Source organism: Pseudomonas sp. GM102, assembly GCF_000282555.1.
Classification (GTDB): domain Bacteria; phylum Pseudomonadota; class Gammaproteobacteria; order Pseudomonadales; family Pseudomonadaceae; genus Aquipseudomonas.
The window spans coordinates 15,892-31,775 of the sequence record NZ_AKJB01000123.1; the positions used below are offsets into that span (position 1 = coordinate 15,892).

The window sequence follows — 15,884 nt, forward strand, 5'->3', positions numbered from 1 at the left end:
CATCAAACGGAGGCGCCTGCGGTGATACTGAACGGCTGCTCTTCCAGACTGGTTTGTATCAACGCAGCCAGTTGTCGGGTGGCAGGCGCCAGGTGTTCTGCGCCACGATAAAGCACATAGCCGAGGGTCGGCAGCGTGGGTAGGCCGGCAATGACGGCGAGATGTCCTGGCAGTCCAATGCGGGTTCGCAACGTGACGCCCAAACCGGCAGCAACGGCCGCCCAGATTCCACCCACGCTGGGGGTGGTCAGTGCGATTCGCCAGGGAATCCGCGCCTCATCCAGTGCCTGGGTTGCCGCGCTACGCAACACGCAAGGGGCGTCGAACATGATCAATGGCAGGGGGGAATCTACAGAGCAGTTAAGCGGTTGCGTATCACGAGATCCGATCCAGTGCATCTGTGTTTCACCCAGGCGTGTGGCATAGGGGGACATGTGCCCTGTGTCCCAAGACAGGGCCAGGTCCAGGCCTCCATCGTCGATCAATGCAAGCAATTCGGTATTACGCGCGATCCTGACTTCGAGGCTCACCTTCGGGTACATCTTGACGTAGCGTCGCAGGATGTCGCTGAGAAAGTGTTCGCCAAAGTCTTCCTGAAGCCCTAGGCGTACCGTTGCGGCGGTCTGGCTTTCGTGCAGCGTCTGGAAAATGCTGTCGTTCAGTTCAAGCAGTCGGCGGGCATGGCTGAGCAGGGATTCACCCACCGGCGTCAACACCAACCCCCGACCTGATTTGGACAGTACTGGCGCGCCTATCTGTTCCTCAAGCTTCTTGAGTTGTGCGCTCACGGCAGACGTCGAGCGATTGAGCCGATCCGCAGCCTTGGCAAAGCTGTTGAATTCCACACCGGTTACGAAAGTACGCAGCACATCAAGATCGAAGGTTGGACGGCGCATCGAATCATCCACTAATTCAGGACTATGGCCGCTATTAAATCGGATATTCGGAATTGTCGCGACTTGATAGTTTTCTCTGTCAGTGGGTTTTTCAGGAGTAGACCGCTATGCCATTTGCACGTATTTCATTGCACCGGGGAAAGTCGGCCGAGTATTTACAGGCCCTCTCACAGGGGCTGCACGACGCATTGGTAGAAAGCTTCGAAGTGCCCATGGCCGACCGGTTCCAGGTCATTCACCAGCATGAAGTGGGCGAACTGATATTTGATCCCGGCTACCTGGGCGGTCCACGCAGCCATGACTTTGTGCTGATCGCGATTACTGCCGGCCGCCCTCGGGACATCGAGACGAAACAGCGTTTCTATCGCAACCTGGTCGAGAGACTGAGTCGAGCACCAGGCATCGACTCTGAAGACATCATGGTGGTGATTACCACTACCGCGGCAGATGAATGGTCGTTTGGTGGTGGGCGGGGTAATGATTGTACCTAAGGGGGCATGTGGTCGGCGTAGGAGCTGGCGAAGCCTGCGATCTTTTGATTTTCAGCGGTTTTGAAAATGGCAAAGATCAAAAGATCGCAGCCTGCGGCAGCTCCTACGGAGGTGGCGTACTTCAGGGGGATGCGGTCGGCGTAGAGTTGACTTGAGGGCAGGATAGATAAAGCAAAAGACAGGCTCGAAATAATCAGGCAGCTACCTTATTTCCTGTCACGCCATCGACTTCGGGCATGGAGGTAGGCAGTCAAGTCGCTGTAGCCCAATTGAGCTGCAATCTCTGTCAGCGACTCGCCTTGCAACTCAAGATGCAGTTCCAGTTCTGCACGAACCTGATCGAGTAATTGCCTGAAGGTCGTGCCTTGTTCTTCCAGGCGTCTGCGTAATGTCCTGGGTGTCTGGTGCAGCGTCTTTGCCAGATTGTCCAGATTTGGCGTTTCACCTCTGGCCAGAGAGCGTCGCGCACCTTCGGCAACTTTGGCTGACCAACCGCTGAAATTGCGATGCGCAGCAATCCGTCGATCCAGCTCCTGAGTCAATAACTCCAACATCCCGTGATGACGAGTCTGCATTGGCAGGCTCAAGCTTTGGGCATGGAAATAGAAGCGGTTAACCGGGCAGTCAAACTCGATGCGGTCTCCAAACCATTGGGTGTATTGCTTGTAATACGACGGACGCGAATGCATGAACTTTGCCAGAGTCGGCTGCACATCCTGCCCCGTTCCACGTCGCAATTGCGCGATGGACATCACGCCGTAGTGTTCGATGACATACCGCGCCAACTCGCCTGGCGCATCGATGCACAACTCGATTCCGACGCCGTTTTCGTCATTCACCAACCTCACATTGTCGGTGTCCGATGCAAGCGGTGCGTACCGCGCCCAAAGGTGCATGGACGACAAAACGTCGGGGCTATAGAGGCAAAGATAAGCCAGGACGTGCCAGTCCTGAGGCGTGAACAGCGCGAACAGTTTTAACCCGATCGCCGGATCAATGCGCGCCGCCTCGCGCCAAAGCTGATCCAGTTCGATCAGGCTGTAATCCGTGCTTTTTCGGGAAACCTGGCTGTCAAGGAAGCGCTCCAGGACTTGGCCCAGCCGGCCTCGATGAAAGCGCTGGGGCGGGCGATTGGCCGGTTCTAGCTCAATTCTGTCCATTTCGCGCATTGGGAGGGCTGACTCCTGGGATTCTAATGACATGGCATTGCCCGCAAGGGCCTGAATCGAGAGTGCCATGAATATAACAATGCTCGCCAATAACCCTGCTGTAATCGTGGCCGGGATTTTCCTTGCCTTCATTTTGCTAGAGCTTGCCTGCTCCTCGTTTCGTCAGTCGTCAGGCGGCAAGCGTGACGTGCTCATTGAAGTCGTCGGCTCCGGCATCTTGGTGGCGGTCACGTTCCCTTTAGTCATGTGGCTAAGCGGCAAAATATCAAGTCAGGCTGTACCGGAGATGAAGGACGCATTGGCTGGAATCCCGTGGATTGCAGGATTTGTCTTGTTTTTACTGTTCGATGACATGACCCAATACTGGTGGCATCGCCTGACTCACCGGGTTCCCGCACTTTATGCATTGCACCGTGCGCATCATTCCGCACCCTATATGAGTGTGCGCATCGTCTATCGCAACAACAGTTTTTACTATCTTCTGATGCCCGGCATCTGGTTATCCGGGGTGCTGATCTACCTTGGGCTTGCACCGGTTTATTATGGTTATCTGATTCTGAAAATGACCGTGATCTTCGCTGCACACAGTAGCGTTGCCTGGGACGACAAACTTTATCGCATCCGCGCATTACGCCCGGTTGTGTGGATTTTGGAACGAACCTTCTCCACACCCTCCACTCATTCTGCGCATCACGGTTTGACTGCCGAGGATGGTGTTACCCATTACAAAGGCAATTTCGGCAACCTGTTATTTCTTTGGGACATCCTGTTCGGAACCGCAAAAATTACCCGTCGGCGTCCGCCAGCCTACGGAATTGAACACTTGTCACCGATAAGCTGGAAAGAAGAATTGTTCTGGCCCATCGTGCGTTCCCGCCGCACCGCACCCAAGGTAAACGCTAACCAGAAGGTGGCGCGATGAGCCCTCGGGTTGTTCGGGGGCGGCGTCGTTCTGATCCGTATTTTTTCGCGCTATCTGCATCTGTAATGGGATCAGCCTCCGGCTCACAATGACAGCACGGTCGGCAGTTGCAGTAGCCGCTGCACCGCAAACTCATTACGTAGGAGGCCCCATGGGCAAGATGGCATTTTTCCTGGGTGGATTTCTGGTGTTGACCATTTTGATTGGTGCGCTTGCCACTATTTCTCCGGTGTAAGGAGAGGTGAGTTGCTCATATTTCAGCGAGTTGCTCAGCAAAAAGCCCCGTCTCATTTTTAGGTGAGGTGGGGCTTTTTCTTTTTGAAGATCAAGCGCGGCCCGAGCCCGAAATGACTGCTCCTGGCGTAAAAATACAACTACGCCGAAAAGCCCTGTATCGAATTATTATTTCGTTGTACGTTGAGTCCGCGGGCGGCCATGATCTGAAAGACGTCCCCTAGCCACAACACTCGCAAGGAATGCAGATGATCGATGGTCCCGCCGTTTTGACAGTCTTTTTGGTTTACCTGGCCGGTGTCGTTATTCCAGGACCAAATTTCGTTGCAGTAGTCCACAAAGCGGTGGCGGCTACGCGGTCAGAAGCTTTGGCCTTGGTAGCAGGCATCGTATTGGTCAATTTATTCTGGGCCACCTGTGCAATCGCAGGTATCGGCGTTGTATTTGCTGCGTTTCCTTGGGCGGCGCTGATCATAAAAGTTCTGGGGGCAGCCTACCTGATGTGGTTTGGATTCGGACTGCTGCTCAAGGCCGGGAACAGCGCGCGTGCCCCTTGTAACAATGCTGTCGTCGGAAACTTTCGGCAGTCATTTGTTCAGGGAGTCGTTACGAACATTGGCAACCCTAAATCCATGGCCTTCTATGCCGCTATTTTCTCAGCGGCAGCCCCCACCCACGTTGCACCAGGCACGTTTTTGTCGATGCTGGCAGTCGTAGTGGTGGTTTCGATGACTTGGTATGGAGTGGTCGCAATCGCTCTTTCGCAACCTGAGATCGCCTCAGCGTATCGAAGGAGGAAAAAAGCTATCGATCGACTGTGCGGCGGTTTGATTTTGTCTCTGGGGATCCGGCAGCTGGTTCAATAAGCCCACGATTGAGTATCTATCCTGGCCGATAGATCAGTAAAAACCACAACGCCTCCACACAGGGAGGCGTTGCGGATTTACAGCAATATTGCCCAGATCACCTCAGATCAAACCGGTCCAGATTCATCACCTTGTCCCAAGCCGCGACGAAGTCTTTCACAAACTTCTCCTTCGCATCGTCGCAGGCATAGACCTCAGCCAGTGCCCTCAACTGCGCATTCGAGCCAAACACCAGATCGACCCGCGTACCCGTCCATTTAAGGTCGCCGGTTTTCCGGTCGCGCCCTTCGAACTCCTCGTTGTCGTCCGAGACCGGTTTCCATTCCACACTCATGTCCAGCAGGTTTCTGAAGAAGTCGTTGGTCAACGCTTCCGGCTGTTTGGTGAAGACACCGTGTCGGGTTTGTCCGACGTTGGTATTCAGCACCCGCATACCGCCGACGAGCACGGTCATTTCTGGCGCGGTGAGTGTCAGCAGTTGCGCCTTGTCGATCAGCAAGGCCTCGGCCGGTACGCTGTAGCGGGTTTTGAGGTAGTTACGGAAGCCATCGGCGGCGGGTTCGAGGAACCCGAAGGACTCGACGTCCGTTTGTTCTTGCGAGGCGTCCATCCGTCCCGGCGTGAACGGCACCGTCACGGTCTGGCCGGCATTTTTCGCCGCTTGTTCGACGCCGACACAACCGGCCAGCACGATCAGGTCTGCCAGCGAGATTTTCTTGCCACCGCTGTTGAACTCGTTCTGGATGCTCTCGAGCTTCGCCAGTACGCTCGCCAGTTGCTCAGGCTGGTTGGCCTGCCAGAATTTCTGCGGAGCCAGGCGTAGGCGTCCACCGTTGGCGCCGCCGCGTTTGTCGGAGCCGCGGAAGGTGGAGGCTGCCGCCCAGGCGGTCGAGACCAGTTGCGAGACCGACAGGCCCGAGGCAAGGAGCTTGCCTTTGAGTGCAGCGACGTCGCTCTCGTTGACCAGGGCATGGTCGACCTTCGGAATGGGGTCTTGCCACAGCAGTTCTTCGTTGGGCATTTCCGGGCCGAGGTAGCGGGAGAGGGGGCCCATGTCGCGGTGGAGCAGCTTGAACCAGGCGCGGGCGAACGCGTCGGCCAACTGGTCCGGGTTCGCCAGGAACCGCCGTGAAATCGGCTCATAGATCGGGTCGAATCGCAGCGACAAATCCGTGGTCAGCATGGTCGGGTTACGCCGCTTCGACGGGTCGTGAGCATCCGGAATGATGCCCGCGCCAGCACCGCCTTTCGCGGTCCACTGGTTGGCACCCGCCGGGCTCTTGGTCAGTTCCCACTCGAAGCCGAACAGGTTTTCCAGGTAGTTGTTGCTCCACTTGGTGGGCGTGGTGGTCCAAGTCACTTCCAGGCCGCTGGTGATGGTGTCGCCACCCTTGCCGCTGCCAAAGGTGCTCTTCCAGCCCAGGCCTTGAGCTTCGAGGCCCGCGGCTTCGGGCTCGGCGCCGACGCTGTCGGCAGGGCCGGCGCCGTGGGTCTTGCCGAAGGCGTGGCCACCGGCGATCAGTGCCACGGTTTCTTCGTCATTCATCGCCATGCGCCCGAAGGTCTCGCGGATGTCCACCGCAGCAGCGACCGGATCCGGGTTGCCTTCCGGGCCTTCCGGGTTGACGTAAATCAGGCCCATTTGCACCGCGGCGAGCGGGTTTTCCAGGTTGCGTCCTCCGTCGGTACGGCTGTCCTCATTTTCCCCCGGCTCAGCAACGAGTGGGCCTTCGCCGGGTTCTTGCATGGGTTCCTTTTTGTCTTTTTCGTAGCGGGTGTCGCCGCCCAGCCACTTGTTTTCCGAGCCCCAGTAGACGGACTCATCCGGTTCCCAAACGTCTGGCCGGCCACCGGAAAAGCCGAAGGTCTTGAAGCCCATGGATTCCAGCGCGACGTTACCAGTGAGCACGATCAGGTCGGCCCAGGAGATGTTGCGACCATACTTTTGCTTGATCGGCCAAAGCAGCCGGCGCGCCTTGTCGAGGCTGACGTTGTCCGGCCAACTGTTGAGCGGTGCGAAGCGCTGCTGACCGGAGCCGGCACCGCCACGACCGTCACCGACGCGGTACGTGCCGGCGGCGTGCCAGGACATGCGAATAAACAGCGGCCCATAGTGACCGAAGTCTGCCGGCCACCAGTCTTGCGAATCGGTCATCAGCGCGTGCAGGTCTTGCTTGAGCGCCTGAAAGTCCAGATTTTTGAACGCTTCGGCGTAGTTGTAGCCTTCGTCCGTGGGGTCGGACAGCCGCGAATTCTGGTGCAGGATCTTCAGGTTCAGTTGGTTCGGCCACCAATCGCGATTCGTCGTGCCACCGCCCGCGGCGGCGTGATTGAACGGGCATTTCGATTCATTTGCCATGTGTGCACTACCTTTGGTCGTATTCATCCGGCTATCCGGCCCGGGGTGGGCGTTAAATAGCGACGAGTGAAATCAATGACATAGGCTGCAGCCGTTCGATCAACCGATCGTTGTGGTCACACGGGAAATCTGGATAGCAGCAATCGAGTTGCCTGTACGGTGGCCCACGGCAAGCCTAGTACGCTTCTGACTCATTCGTATTTTTTATCAAGTCTCAACCGGCCGGCTCACGCCAGCGCTCCAGTAAGGTTAGACGCCTATAAAGCAGTCAGCTAATAGGTGGAGTATTGGGGGGTGATAGGCATTTTCTTTTATCTGGCCTGTTGCAATCGTTTCCAGAGCATAAATTTTCGGCGGGTGTTTGGGCCTCTTCGCGGGCAAGCCTCGCTCCTACAGACTGTGTTATTCCCCTGTAGGAGCGAGGCTTGCCCGCGAAGACGACAGCCCAGACACAGCCGCTCTGGGATCAGCCCGAATTCCGTTATTCGCCAAACGGTATCGTATGATGAGCCCCTTTCCATCGACGCCCACCCAAGGACCCTTACCTGATGTCTTTAAGCAAACGCGATCAGGCCCATATCGAACGTCGCCTGGTCGCCACCCTGACCGAGGCGTGTGAAGCCGCCAAGGCAGAAATAGTCGGGTTCTGCTGGCTGACCCACGAAATCGATTACGCGGTCTTTCCCTCCAGCCTGCGGGTGATCTGGGTGTTCGATACGCAGGCCAACAAGGATCAGGCGCTGGCGAGCGGGCAGGGCGAGCGCATGGTCCAACTGACGGCCTTGGCATTAAGTGAAGCGGATAACCCGGTAGCGGCCCATGTGCAGTTCGATTCTGAAGAACAATGTCAGCGCACCCATGCTGGCAACTGGCAGCAACGCCTGGCGCCCAAGCGCTCGACGCGGGGTTGAAACGTGGCCAAGGACATCGAAAATCCGTGCATTTCCGTTTGCCAGCTGAGCGGTGAGTTGTGTGTCAGTTGTGGCCGCACCAAGGACGACATCAGAAAATGGAAGCGTATGAAGCGTCCGGAAAAGATGGCGGCGGCGCAGCGGGCGAGTTTGCGGTTGAAGGGACTGCAGAAGAGGAAGGTTTGAGGGCAATGCCAGTCAGTTAAGTCGAATGCGATCCTGTAGCAGCAGGCTTCGCCAGCTGCTACAGGGGGCGAGGTATCGGAGCCAACCGAGCGCGCTATTCAGCAAGCAGCGCCGCGATCTCACTCACTACACCCCAAGATTGATTTCACGGATTAAATCATCGACAGCCGCGAGCATGAATTCGATCGATGTTTCATCGACGAATTTGCCGTCCTCGATCTTTTGAGTGACGTGGGGAATGACGATTTGCGGGCGGGAGATCACCCTGGAAAGGGTAGCCGATAACGTCTCTCGGAGTTGAGACTGGGCGCGCACCCCGCCGAGCACGCCGGGTGACGAGGTCATGATCAGCACGGGTTTGTTTTTCAGGGGTGAATCGAAGCCCGGGCGGGAAGCCCAATCCAGCGCATTTTTCAAAACGCCAGAGGTGCCGTAGTTGTATTCGGGCGAGCAGATGATCAAACCATCGGCATGTGCAATGGCCTCTTTCAGAGCGGCCACCGATGCTGGCAGCGCCTCTGCTTCGAGATCACTGTTGTACAGCGGGATATCGTTCAAAGTGAAGAGATTCATCTCTGCCTGATCACCCAATCGCGAGGCAAGTGCCTTGAGTACCGCCGTATTCGTTGACTGTGAGCGCAGGCTGCCGGAGATACCGAGCAGACGATGAACGAGCGTGGCCATAAAAATCCTTAACCCGGAGAAATGAAAAAAGGGGGACAACTTGATGTCAGTCAGTTAAGGAATTGAACACCGCAGCCCCTGTGGGAGCGAGCCTGCTCGCGATAGCGGCGGGTCAGCCAACATTGATGCTGAATGTACCGCCATCATCGCGAGCAGGCTCGCTCCCACAAGTTTGCGCACTGACAGGCATTAGGGTTACAGCTCAGGTTTTCTCTGGAGGTGCAGTACCAATCATCACAAAAAGTGCTCGGGCAATCCGGTCACTTTTGTTGCGCCATGCGTGCCGGGTGCCATTCTGGATCACGATCTCGCCTGCCTTTACCAGACGGCTCTCACCGTTATCCAGCTCCAGCCACATTTCACCCTCCAGAATGACTCCGTAATCGATAGTGGGGGTGGTGTGCATGCCCGGATTATCCGCTTCAAAGCTTTCGAACAAGCCGGGCAGTGCGACGCCCAGTTCCTCATAGACCCGGACGCCATCGACGGGGTTCTGCATGACGGTGTCAGGCGGAAAATCATACATGGCGATACTTGTGCCTCCCTGAGGAGGAATCAGTGACGCGTAATCCAGCGTGGGGTCGGGCTCTTTTTCGAGCAGCGGCGGATTGGCGGGAGTGGTCCACAGCTGTGCCATCCCATGCCCCGGGATCGAGGCAAAGGATTGCGCCCTTGGGGCATAGTCGTCTGAAACGAACACAGAGTTGCCCTGTTCGTCGTGGCCGGTCACGATTCTTCTTATCTTCATTCTGGATTACTCAAAGAGGCAGCGAGGGAGGGGAACCGCTCCGCTCGCTGCGTTGTATCAAGGACAGATGACGTAGTTGCTAAAGCCGCCATGGCGGTTTTCGATACCGGTGATCGCGTTGTTGACGTCTTCCAGACTGAAGGCCGTGTTTTCGAAGAATGAGAGATCCAGTACCCCCGATTCAACCATGTCAGCCATGTCCTGGCCTTGCCCTGTCGTGAACCAGGCCGAGCCGCTGATCTGGACATCGTTGTCCATGATCCAGTGAAGGTCGATGGGGACATCACCGGCGATGGCGCCGACGTTGACCAGGTGCCCGCCGCGGTTAAGGGATTTAAGCGCTTGAGTCAGGGTTTCGTGTGGTGCGCCGGGGCCTAGGGCGTCAATGACGACATCGACACCTTCGCCGTGGGTGATTTCACTGACCCACTGGTTAGTCGGGACGGTACCGAGAGTATGGATTTCGATCCGGCCCGGGGCCCCCAGGTCTTTTACCTTTTGGAACAGGTCCTGGTTCCTGGCGGTGCCGAGGATTTTACGAACGCCCATGGCCAGCGCCAGGGCGACAGCGCCCAGGCCGAGTGTGCCGCTGATCCCGTTGATCAGCACGGTGCTACCGGGACCGACGTTGGCCTTGATCAATGCTTTATAGGCGGTGCCCAGATAGCCCAGGCGTGCGGCGGTCTCGAAGCTGATGTTGTCGGGCAGTTTGACCAGGCTGTATTGCGGGGCAGGGATGTACTCGCACAGACCGCCGTAAGGGTAGTCTTCGAACATGCGCGGGCTTTTGGCGGTGAACCCGAAGTAACCGTTGAAGGTATAGGCGCTGCAGGCAATGGTGTTGCCCGCGCGACAAGCCCGGCACGAGCCGCAGTGCCGACCCGGGTTCACATAAACCCGGTCACCGACCTTGAAGTCATAGACCTGGGCGCCGACGGCTTCGACGACCCCGGCAGGGTCAAGTCCGAAAATGGCAGGCAGCTTGGGCAAAGGGCTCTGCGGGAACCATTTGACCCAGTTGGTCAGAATGTTGTGAAGGTTCGGGACGATCCCGCACGCCTTGACCTTGACCAGCACCTCGGTCGGGCGAATCTCGGGGACGGGCACTTGCTCGATGACCATGGGTTTACCGCCTTCATACAGACGTGCGGCGCGCATAGTTTTTGCAGTCATGATGTTCTCCAACACACATATTGTTTTTGTAGTGGTACGTAACCCTGGAGCACGCTTTAAACCCTGAACCTTAACGCAGCCCGTCTTCGCCCTTCACGTCGGCGGCAGCCAGACCGCCCAGCCGTGCATGAATCCGGCCTCCGGTGGCCATCGCCAGGCCAAAAGCGATTTCGCCGCGACGGGGCCCGTCCCATACCGTCATTTCAGCCACACCGAAGTGGCTGCGAACATAGGCCGCCTGGATATGCCCGAGCGGGATCATCACCCGGCAACCGGGGCCGCCGATGGTTTTGCCCGCCGGAACGATCGCCTTCGGATTGCCGAGCGCTTCACGCATTGCCCAGCCACCGGCTTCGTGCCAGACCGCGCCGTGTTCCAGTTCACCGTCTTCACCGACGATTGCACCTTTGCCATAGGCCTGCACGTGTTGGGCACCGCCCAGTGCGTGGATCAGCCGCTCGGACAACTCTGCGCCCAGCCCCCTCAATTCCTGCATGAACGGCAGCAGGTCTTCTACATATTGACCCGCGTAGGGGTTGGCGACCACGGCGGTGGCGACCGCAATCCTGAGTGGGACCGACGAGCGAGGCCCGCCTTCGTGGAACACTTCTTCGATGTCCAGTTTTATCTTACGAACCATCACAAGCGACATGCCTAACCTCCAGAACCGTGAGCTTTATGCAGCTCGTTATTTTTTTAAAACCGGCCTTTTGCATTATGCATTTAATGATGTATGGTGCAAGAAATTAGTTTTTGTGCATAAAAAACAGGAGAAGAACATGAAGCTGATTTCGTACCGCAAAGAAGGAAAGGCCCATTTCGGCGCCGTATCAGGTGACGGTGTGGTCGAGCTGACCCGCCGTTTTGCGCAGGTTCCGGACCTCGCATCCTTTCTGGCCAATCCGTTGTTAGTACAGGAGGCACGTAAAGTCGTAGAGACCGTCCAGCCCGATTACCCGTTTTCCAGCATTCAACTGGAGTCGGTCATACCCAATCCCGGCAAGGTGATTTGTGTGGGCATCAACTATGTGGCTCACGCCGAAGAGGCGGGCCGAAAGGTTGGGGAATTCCCGGTGATTTTCCAGCGTTTTGCCGAAACCCTGCTTCCCCATGGCGAGCCGCTGGTGAGGCCTCAGGTATCAGAGCAATTCGACTTCGAAGCCGAGCTGGCCGTGGTGATCGGGAAGGGCGGTGCGCACATCGATCCTGCCGATGCAATGGATCACGTCGCGGGTTACACCTGCTTCAACGACGCCAGTGTTCGCGATTGGCAGTTCCATACGCACCAGTACGGCATGGGCAAGACCTTCAGAAAAACCGGCGCGTTGGGCCCATGGGTCATTCCAGCGTCGGAAATTCCCGATTACCGTAAGCTGGTGGTACGGGGTGTACTCAATGGCGAGCAATTGCAGGAAGGCAGCCTTTCAGAATTGGCATTCGACATTCCGCATTTGATTTCGTATGTGTCGAAAGCGCTTCCATGGAACCCGGGCGACATTCTGGCAACCGGTACGCCGAGCGGGATCGGCTTCAAGAGAAATCCACCGATTTTCCTGAAACCTGGTGATGTATTCGAAGTGGTCATCACCGAGATCGGGACGCTATCGAACGGCGTGATTGACGAAGCCTAAGCGTTGTCCTCTACACAATCATAAAAACCGGAGGTTCCAAATGCCCGCCTTACCGACCATCAATTTCACCCACACCGGCGTGTTTTGCGCAGACCTCGATCGTATGGTCGACTTCTACTGCCGCACCTTGGGCTTCATCGTCAGCGACAAGGGCGTGGCCTCGACCGGTCATCGTCTGTTCTTCATGACGCAGAACCCGGAACTGCATCACCAGGTCGTGCTGTTTGACGGCAAACCTGTCGATCTGCCATTCAACCCGATCAATCAATTGTCGTTTCTGCTCAATTCCCTGGATGACCTGAAGACTTACTACCAATTCGCCAAAAAAAGCGGCATCGAAGGGATTGTCCAGGTGGATCACGGGAACGCCTGGTCGATCTACTTCAAAGACCCTGAAGGCAACCCGATCGAAATGTATGTCGATGCGCCTTTCTACACCGCTCAACCCTGCAAGGAGCCGCTTGATCTCGAACTGCCGACCGAGGTCATCCTGGCCCAGACCGAAGCCATGTGTAAGCGCCGCCCCGGTTTCCAGACGCGAGAGCAGTGGATGGATTCCATTCGGGCGAAGATCGCAGAGCAGCGGGTTCGAATCGGCTGATGGTTGTTGAGGTCTGGTTGATGGGCGTGCGCAAGCCCGTTCATCAACCAGAAGTCACACGGGATAAAAACAAAAAGCGGAGTAGACGATGGACTACGATGTCATCATTGTTGGAATGGGTCCGGTGGGTGCTCTATGCGCAAATCTGGCCGGCATGTGGGGGCTGAATGCGCTCGTCGTAGACAAGTCCGAAACGGTGTACACCAATCCCCGGGCCATGGGTTTTGACCATGAAGTGATGCGTGTCTTCGGCAATATTGGCTTGGCCAATGAGATCGCCGAGCATGTCATGCCTTATCGGCCTTCGGAGTACCGAACAACCGGTTCCCGGCTGATCAAGCGCATCGATGCGGCCAAGCCGCCCTTTGCGCTGGGGTGGGCGCCTAACTACGTGTTCTCGCAACCACCGGTCGAGCGTGCACTGCGCGGCAAAATTGCCGATTTGAAGTCCGTCACCGTTGAACTCGGTTCAGAAGTGCTGTCGGTCGACTCCAGCGGTTCCCAGGCGCAGGTGCGCATTCAAGCCAAAGACGGGATTGAGCGCACGGTCACAGCTGATTATGTATTGGCGTGCGATGGCGGAACCAGCCCGATCCGCACCCGTCTGGGGCTGAAGATGGAAGATCTCGCGTTTGACGAGCCGTGGCTGGTGGTCGACGTGATCCTCAACGAAGGGGCGGGCGAGCATCTGCCGAAGACCAACGTGCAGTTTTGCGAGCTGGCCAGGCCGTGCACGTTTGTCGTCGGCCCCGGTCGGCATCGTCGCTGGGAATTCATGATCAATCCTGATGAACAGCCTTCGGAAATCTCACAGCCTGAAGCGATCAAGAAGCTGATCGCTCGTTGGTTGCCGGAGGGTGACTACCAGCTATGGCGGGCCTCTGCGTATAGATTCCACGCATTGATCCTGGAGCAGTGGAAGGCCGACCGAGTGTTCTTCCTCGGGGACGCGGCCCATATGACGCCGCCGTTCCTGGCACAAGGCATGTGTCAGGGGATCCGCGATGCGCTGAACCTGGTCTGGAAGCTTGCGCTGGTGAAAGGAGGGCTGGCAGCCCCTGCGTTTCTGAACACCTACCAGACCGAGCGAATTCCCCACGTCCGCCAAACCACGATGGCGGCCAAAGAATTTGGTGGGGTGATCTGCGAGCGCGATAGCGAGAAAGCCGCGATTCGGGATGCACGGTTGATCCAGCAGATGACGGAGAACCCTGACGGGATCATCAGGCAATCGCTGATTCCCGGTTTGTCTCAAGGCTTTGTCGCGCAAGTCGCGCCGGCCGGTGAGCTGTTTCCTCAGCCGATGGTCATCAACCATGCCGGCAAGCAGGCGCTGCTCGATGAATTTACCGGCCAGTCCTTTCGCGTGGTCATAGCGCCCGGGTTCGACGCCAGCGCGTTGTTGAGATGCCTGCACAGCAGTCAATCGCTAAAAGGTTTGCCCATCCATGTCGTGCGGTTGGTCAGCGCTCAACAACCTGGGGCGCGCACTGCCGATGATTATCAGGAGGTCGATGGCGTACTGGCGCAATGGCTTGAGCGTCGAGGCTGTAATGTCGTCATCGTGCGGCCGGATCACTACGTGTATGGCGGGGCGGTCACGGTGGCCTGGGCGATGGAGTTGCTTGAGGGAATGGAGCTTGCGCTGTGGTGCAAGGAGCCGGAACAGGCTGCGCAGGGTCATGGCGGCGCGAGCGATACGACGCTCAGGTTTGCACAGGCGCTAAGCCAGTAACAGGAATAGCCCTTCGCTTCGCACTGTCCACGAAAGCAGTGACGAGGCGAAGGGCTTTTTTCTGCACATTAACCTGGCACCCCAGATTACCTGTGGGAGCGGGCTTGCTCGCGAAAGCGGTGTGTCAGGCGACATCAATGTTGACTGACACTCCCTCTTCGCGAGCAAGCCCGCTCCCACAGGTATTTGCGCTGAGTTCAGTAGATGTGGATTGATCTATTGAAGCGTGGCCTGTTGGCGTTCGATCGCTTCGACGGTTCGGCCCAGGGTGTCCTGAATGTGATTGCGCAACAGCGTCACGGCTTTCTCGGAGTCACGCGCCAGGGCAGTCTCCATCAGTTCCTGATGCTCATTGCCCTTGTGTCTTGGGGTGATCCGCTGCTTGGCCGAAAAGCGCCGGTAGCGCTCGGCCCGGTCAAACAGGGAGTCGATCATCTTCAACATCAGCGGTGAAGGGCAGGCGGCGAACAGCGCAAAGTGGAAAGCCTTGTGCCGGGTGGACCATTCATCATCGAGCACGAGTTCGCCGCTTCCGAGTTTTTTCTCGATCAGATTCAAGCGATGAAACGCACCCAGCACGTCGGCTTCCCACGTGTCATCGCCATACTGAATGGCATCTGCCAGCGCCTCGCATTCCAGCAGACAACGCATCCGCGTGATGTCCCGGAAGTCCGTCGTGGAAATAGGCGCAACCCTGAACCCCTTGTTATCGCTGGCTTCGACAACGCCATCCTGGGTCAGTCGATTGAGCGCTTCACGAATAGGGGAGCTACTGAGTCCATAGGTTTTGGACAGCTCTGCGACTTTGAGTTTTTCGCCGGGGGCCAGCTCACAGCAAACAATCGCTTTTTTCATCTTTGCCAACGCGACATCGATCAGCGGACTGCTGGGGGAGAGGATCATGGTCGTGGTCATCCTGAAATTTTGCACTAAACGGATTTTATGCGCAAAAAACAGTTTAGTGCAAAGGATGAATATTGCTTCTTGCGCATGAATTTTCCTTCGTCGCAAGGAGAAAATTTCAGAACAGTCTTCGCAGCGCTCTAGTCCGGCCCTGAGCCTCCTTCCCTGAAGACGTGGTCAGTCTGCACCACTTCCTCCTCCTGCTACCCATCGCGCCACGCCCATGAACCTGGGTTCCCGAATCTGCTTGACATTGAATTTGCGCAGGAATATTTTTTGTGCACAAAGTGATTTGTAGTGCAGCAAAATGTTTTTTACGCACAATGTTTCTCGGGCGTAAAAACGGGCAACGAAGGAGCTCACAGCGGTACGCAG

At 56.9% G+C, this 15,884-nt stretch carries 16 protein-coding genes; 8 read left to right on the forward strand and 8 right to left on the reverse strand.

The features are described 5' to 3' along the window. Positions 1-2: 2 nt before the first annotated feature. Positions 3-896 (reverse strand): LysR substrate-binding domain-containing protein, encoded by an 894-nt coding sequence (locus tag PMI18_RS03465; protein WP_007906462.1) that lies wholly within the window; start codon positions 894-896, stop codon positions 3-5. A gap of 107 nt (positions 897-1,003) precedes the next feature. Here PMI18_RS03465 and PMI18_RS03460 point away from each other — a divergent pair, with 107 nt between their 5' ends. Beyond that, complete coding sequence (locus PMI18_RS03460; RefSeq protein WP_007906464.1) at positions 1,004-1,387, forward strand: tautomerase family protein; 384 nt, start codon at positions 1,004-1,006, stop codon at positions 1,385-1,387. Positions 1,388-1,593: 206 nt separating this feature from the next. Here the strand turns inward: PMI18_RS03460 and PMI18_RS03455 are convergent, their stop codons facing one another. Beyond that, on the reverse strand, positions 1,594-2,556 hold the full coding sequence (locus PMI18_RS03455; protein WP_007906466.1) for an AraC family transcriptional regulator ligand-binding domain-containing protein: 963 nt from the start codon (positions 2,554-2,556) through the stop codon (positions 1,594-1,596). Between the two features lie 67 nt (positions 2,557-2,623). Here PMI18_RS03455 and PMI18_RS03450 point away from each other — a divergent pair, with 67 nt between their 5' ends. Beyond that, positions 2,624-3,478, forward strand: coding sequence for a sterol desaturase family protein (locus PMI18_RS03450; RefSeq protein WP_007906471.1), 855 nt, complete (start codon positions 2,624-2,626; stop codon positions 3,476-3,478). Positions 3,479-3,960: 482 nt separating this feature from the next. After that, positions 3,961-4,578: a LysE family translocator gene (locus tag PMI18_RS03445; RefSeq protein WP_007906472.1), complete on the forward strand. Its 618-nt coding sequence runs from the start codon at positions 3,961-3,963 to the stop codon at positions 4,576-4,578. Between the two features lie 97 nt (positions 4,579-4,675). Here PMI18_RS03445 and katG read toward each other — a convergent pair whose 3' ends face one another. Further along, positions 4,676-6,964 (reverse strand): catalase/peroxidase HPI, encoded by a 2,289-nt coding sequence (gene katG, locus PMI18_RS03440; protein ID WP_007906474.1) that lies wholly within the window; start codon positions 6,962-6,964, stop codon positions 4,676-4,678. A 521-nt stretch (positions 6,965-7,485) separates the two neighbouring features. On the opposite strand from katG, the gene PMI18_RS03435 reads away from it, so the two are divergent. Continuing rightward, on the forward strand, positions 7,486-7,848 hold the full coding sequence (locus PMI18_RS03435) for a hypothetical protein (RefSeq protein ID WP_007906476.1): 363 nt from the start codon (positions 7,486-7,488) through the stop codon (positions 7,846-7,848). Positions 7,849-7,851: 3 nt separating this feature from the next. Next, positions 7,852-8,034, forward strand: a complete 183-nt coding sequence (locus PMI18_RS30760) for a DUF1289 domain-containing protein (RefSeq protein ID WP_081499894.1) — start codon at positions 7,852-7,854, stop codon at positions 8,032-8,034. A gap of 126 nt (positions 8,035-8,160) precedes the next feature. On the opposite strand, the gene PMI18_RS03430 is transcribed toward PMI18_RS30760, so the two are convergent. The 4 genes from PMI18_RS03430 to PMI18_RS03415 all read right to left on the reverse strand — a co-directional run bounded on the left by PMI18_RS03430 (position 8,161) and on the right by PMI18_RS03415 (position 11,279). Next, the gene (locus PMI18_RS03430) at positions 8,161-8,718 is read right to left on the reverse strand and encodes an NADPH-dependent FMN reductase (protein ID WP_007906478.1); all 558 of its coding nucleotides are present in this window, start codon (positions 8,716-8,718) and stop codon (positions 8,161-8,163) included. Positions 8,719-8,920: 202 nt separating this feature from the next. After that, positions 8,921-9,466: a cupin domain-containing protein gene (locus tag PMI18_RS03425; protein WP_007906480.1), complete on the reverse strand. Its 546-nt coding sequence runs from the start codon at positions 9,464-9,466 to the stop codon at positions 8,921-8,923. Between the two features lie 57 nt (positions 9,467-9,523). Next, positions 9,524-10,639 carry an alcohol dehydrogenase catalytic domain-containing protein gene (locus tag PMI18_RS03420; protein ID WP_007906485.1) on the reverse strand — a complete coding sequence of 372 codons (1,116 nt, stop codon included), beginning with the start codon at positions 10,637-10,639 and terminating at the stop codon, positions 9,524-9,526. Between the two features lie 70 nt (positions 10,640-10,709). After that, complete coding sequence (locus PMI18_RS03415; protein ID WP_238542629.1) at positions 10,710-11,279, reverse strand: amino acid synthesis family protein; 570 nt, start codon at positions 11,277-11,279, stop codon at positions 10,710-10,712. Between PMI18_RS03415 and PMI18_RS03410 the strand changes: the two genes are divergently transcribed. From PMI18_RS03410 to PMI18_RS03400, 3 genes are all read left to right on the forward strand, one after another. Continuing rightward, the gene (locus PMI18_RS03410) at positions 11,254-12,270 is read left to right on the forward strand and encodes a fumarylacetoacetate hydrolase family protein (RefSeq protein WP_238542630.1); all 1,017 of its coding nucleotides are present in this window, start codon (positions 11,254-11,256) and stop codon (positions 12,268-12,270) included. The genes PMI18_RS03415 and PMI18_RS03410 overlap by 26 nt on opposite strands. Positions 12,271-12,310: 40 nt before the next feature. Further along, on the forward strand, positions 12,311-12,871 hold the full coding sequence (locus tag PMI18_RS03405; protein WP_007906491.1) for a VOC family protein: 561 nt from the start codon (positions 12,311-12,313) through the stop codon (positions 12,869-12,871). 88 nt (positions 12,872-12,959) lie between these two features. After that, positions 12,960-14,606: a bifunctional 3-(3-hydroxy-phenyl)propionate/3-hydroxycinnamic acid hydroxylase gene (locus PMI18_RS03400; RefSeq protein ID WP_007906493.1), complete on the forward strand. Its 1,647-nt coding sequence runs from the start codon at positions 12,960-12,962 to the stop codon at positions 14,604-14,606. Positions 14,607-14,822: 216 nt separating this feature from the next. Here the strand turns inward: PMI18_RS03400 and PMI18_RS03395 are convergent, their stop codons facing one another. After that, entirely contained in the window at positions 14,823-15,617 is a 795-nt protein-coding gene (locus PMI18_RS03395; RefSeq protein ID WP_238542034.1) for a GntR family transcriptional regulator, read from the reverse strand. Positions 15,618-15,884 lie beyond the last annotated feature (267 nt).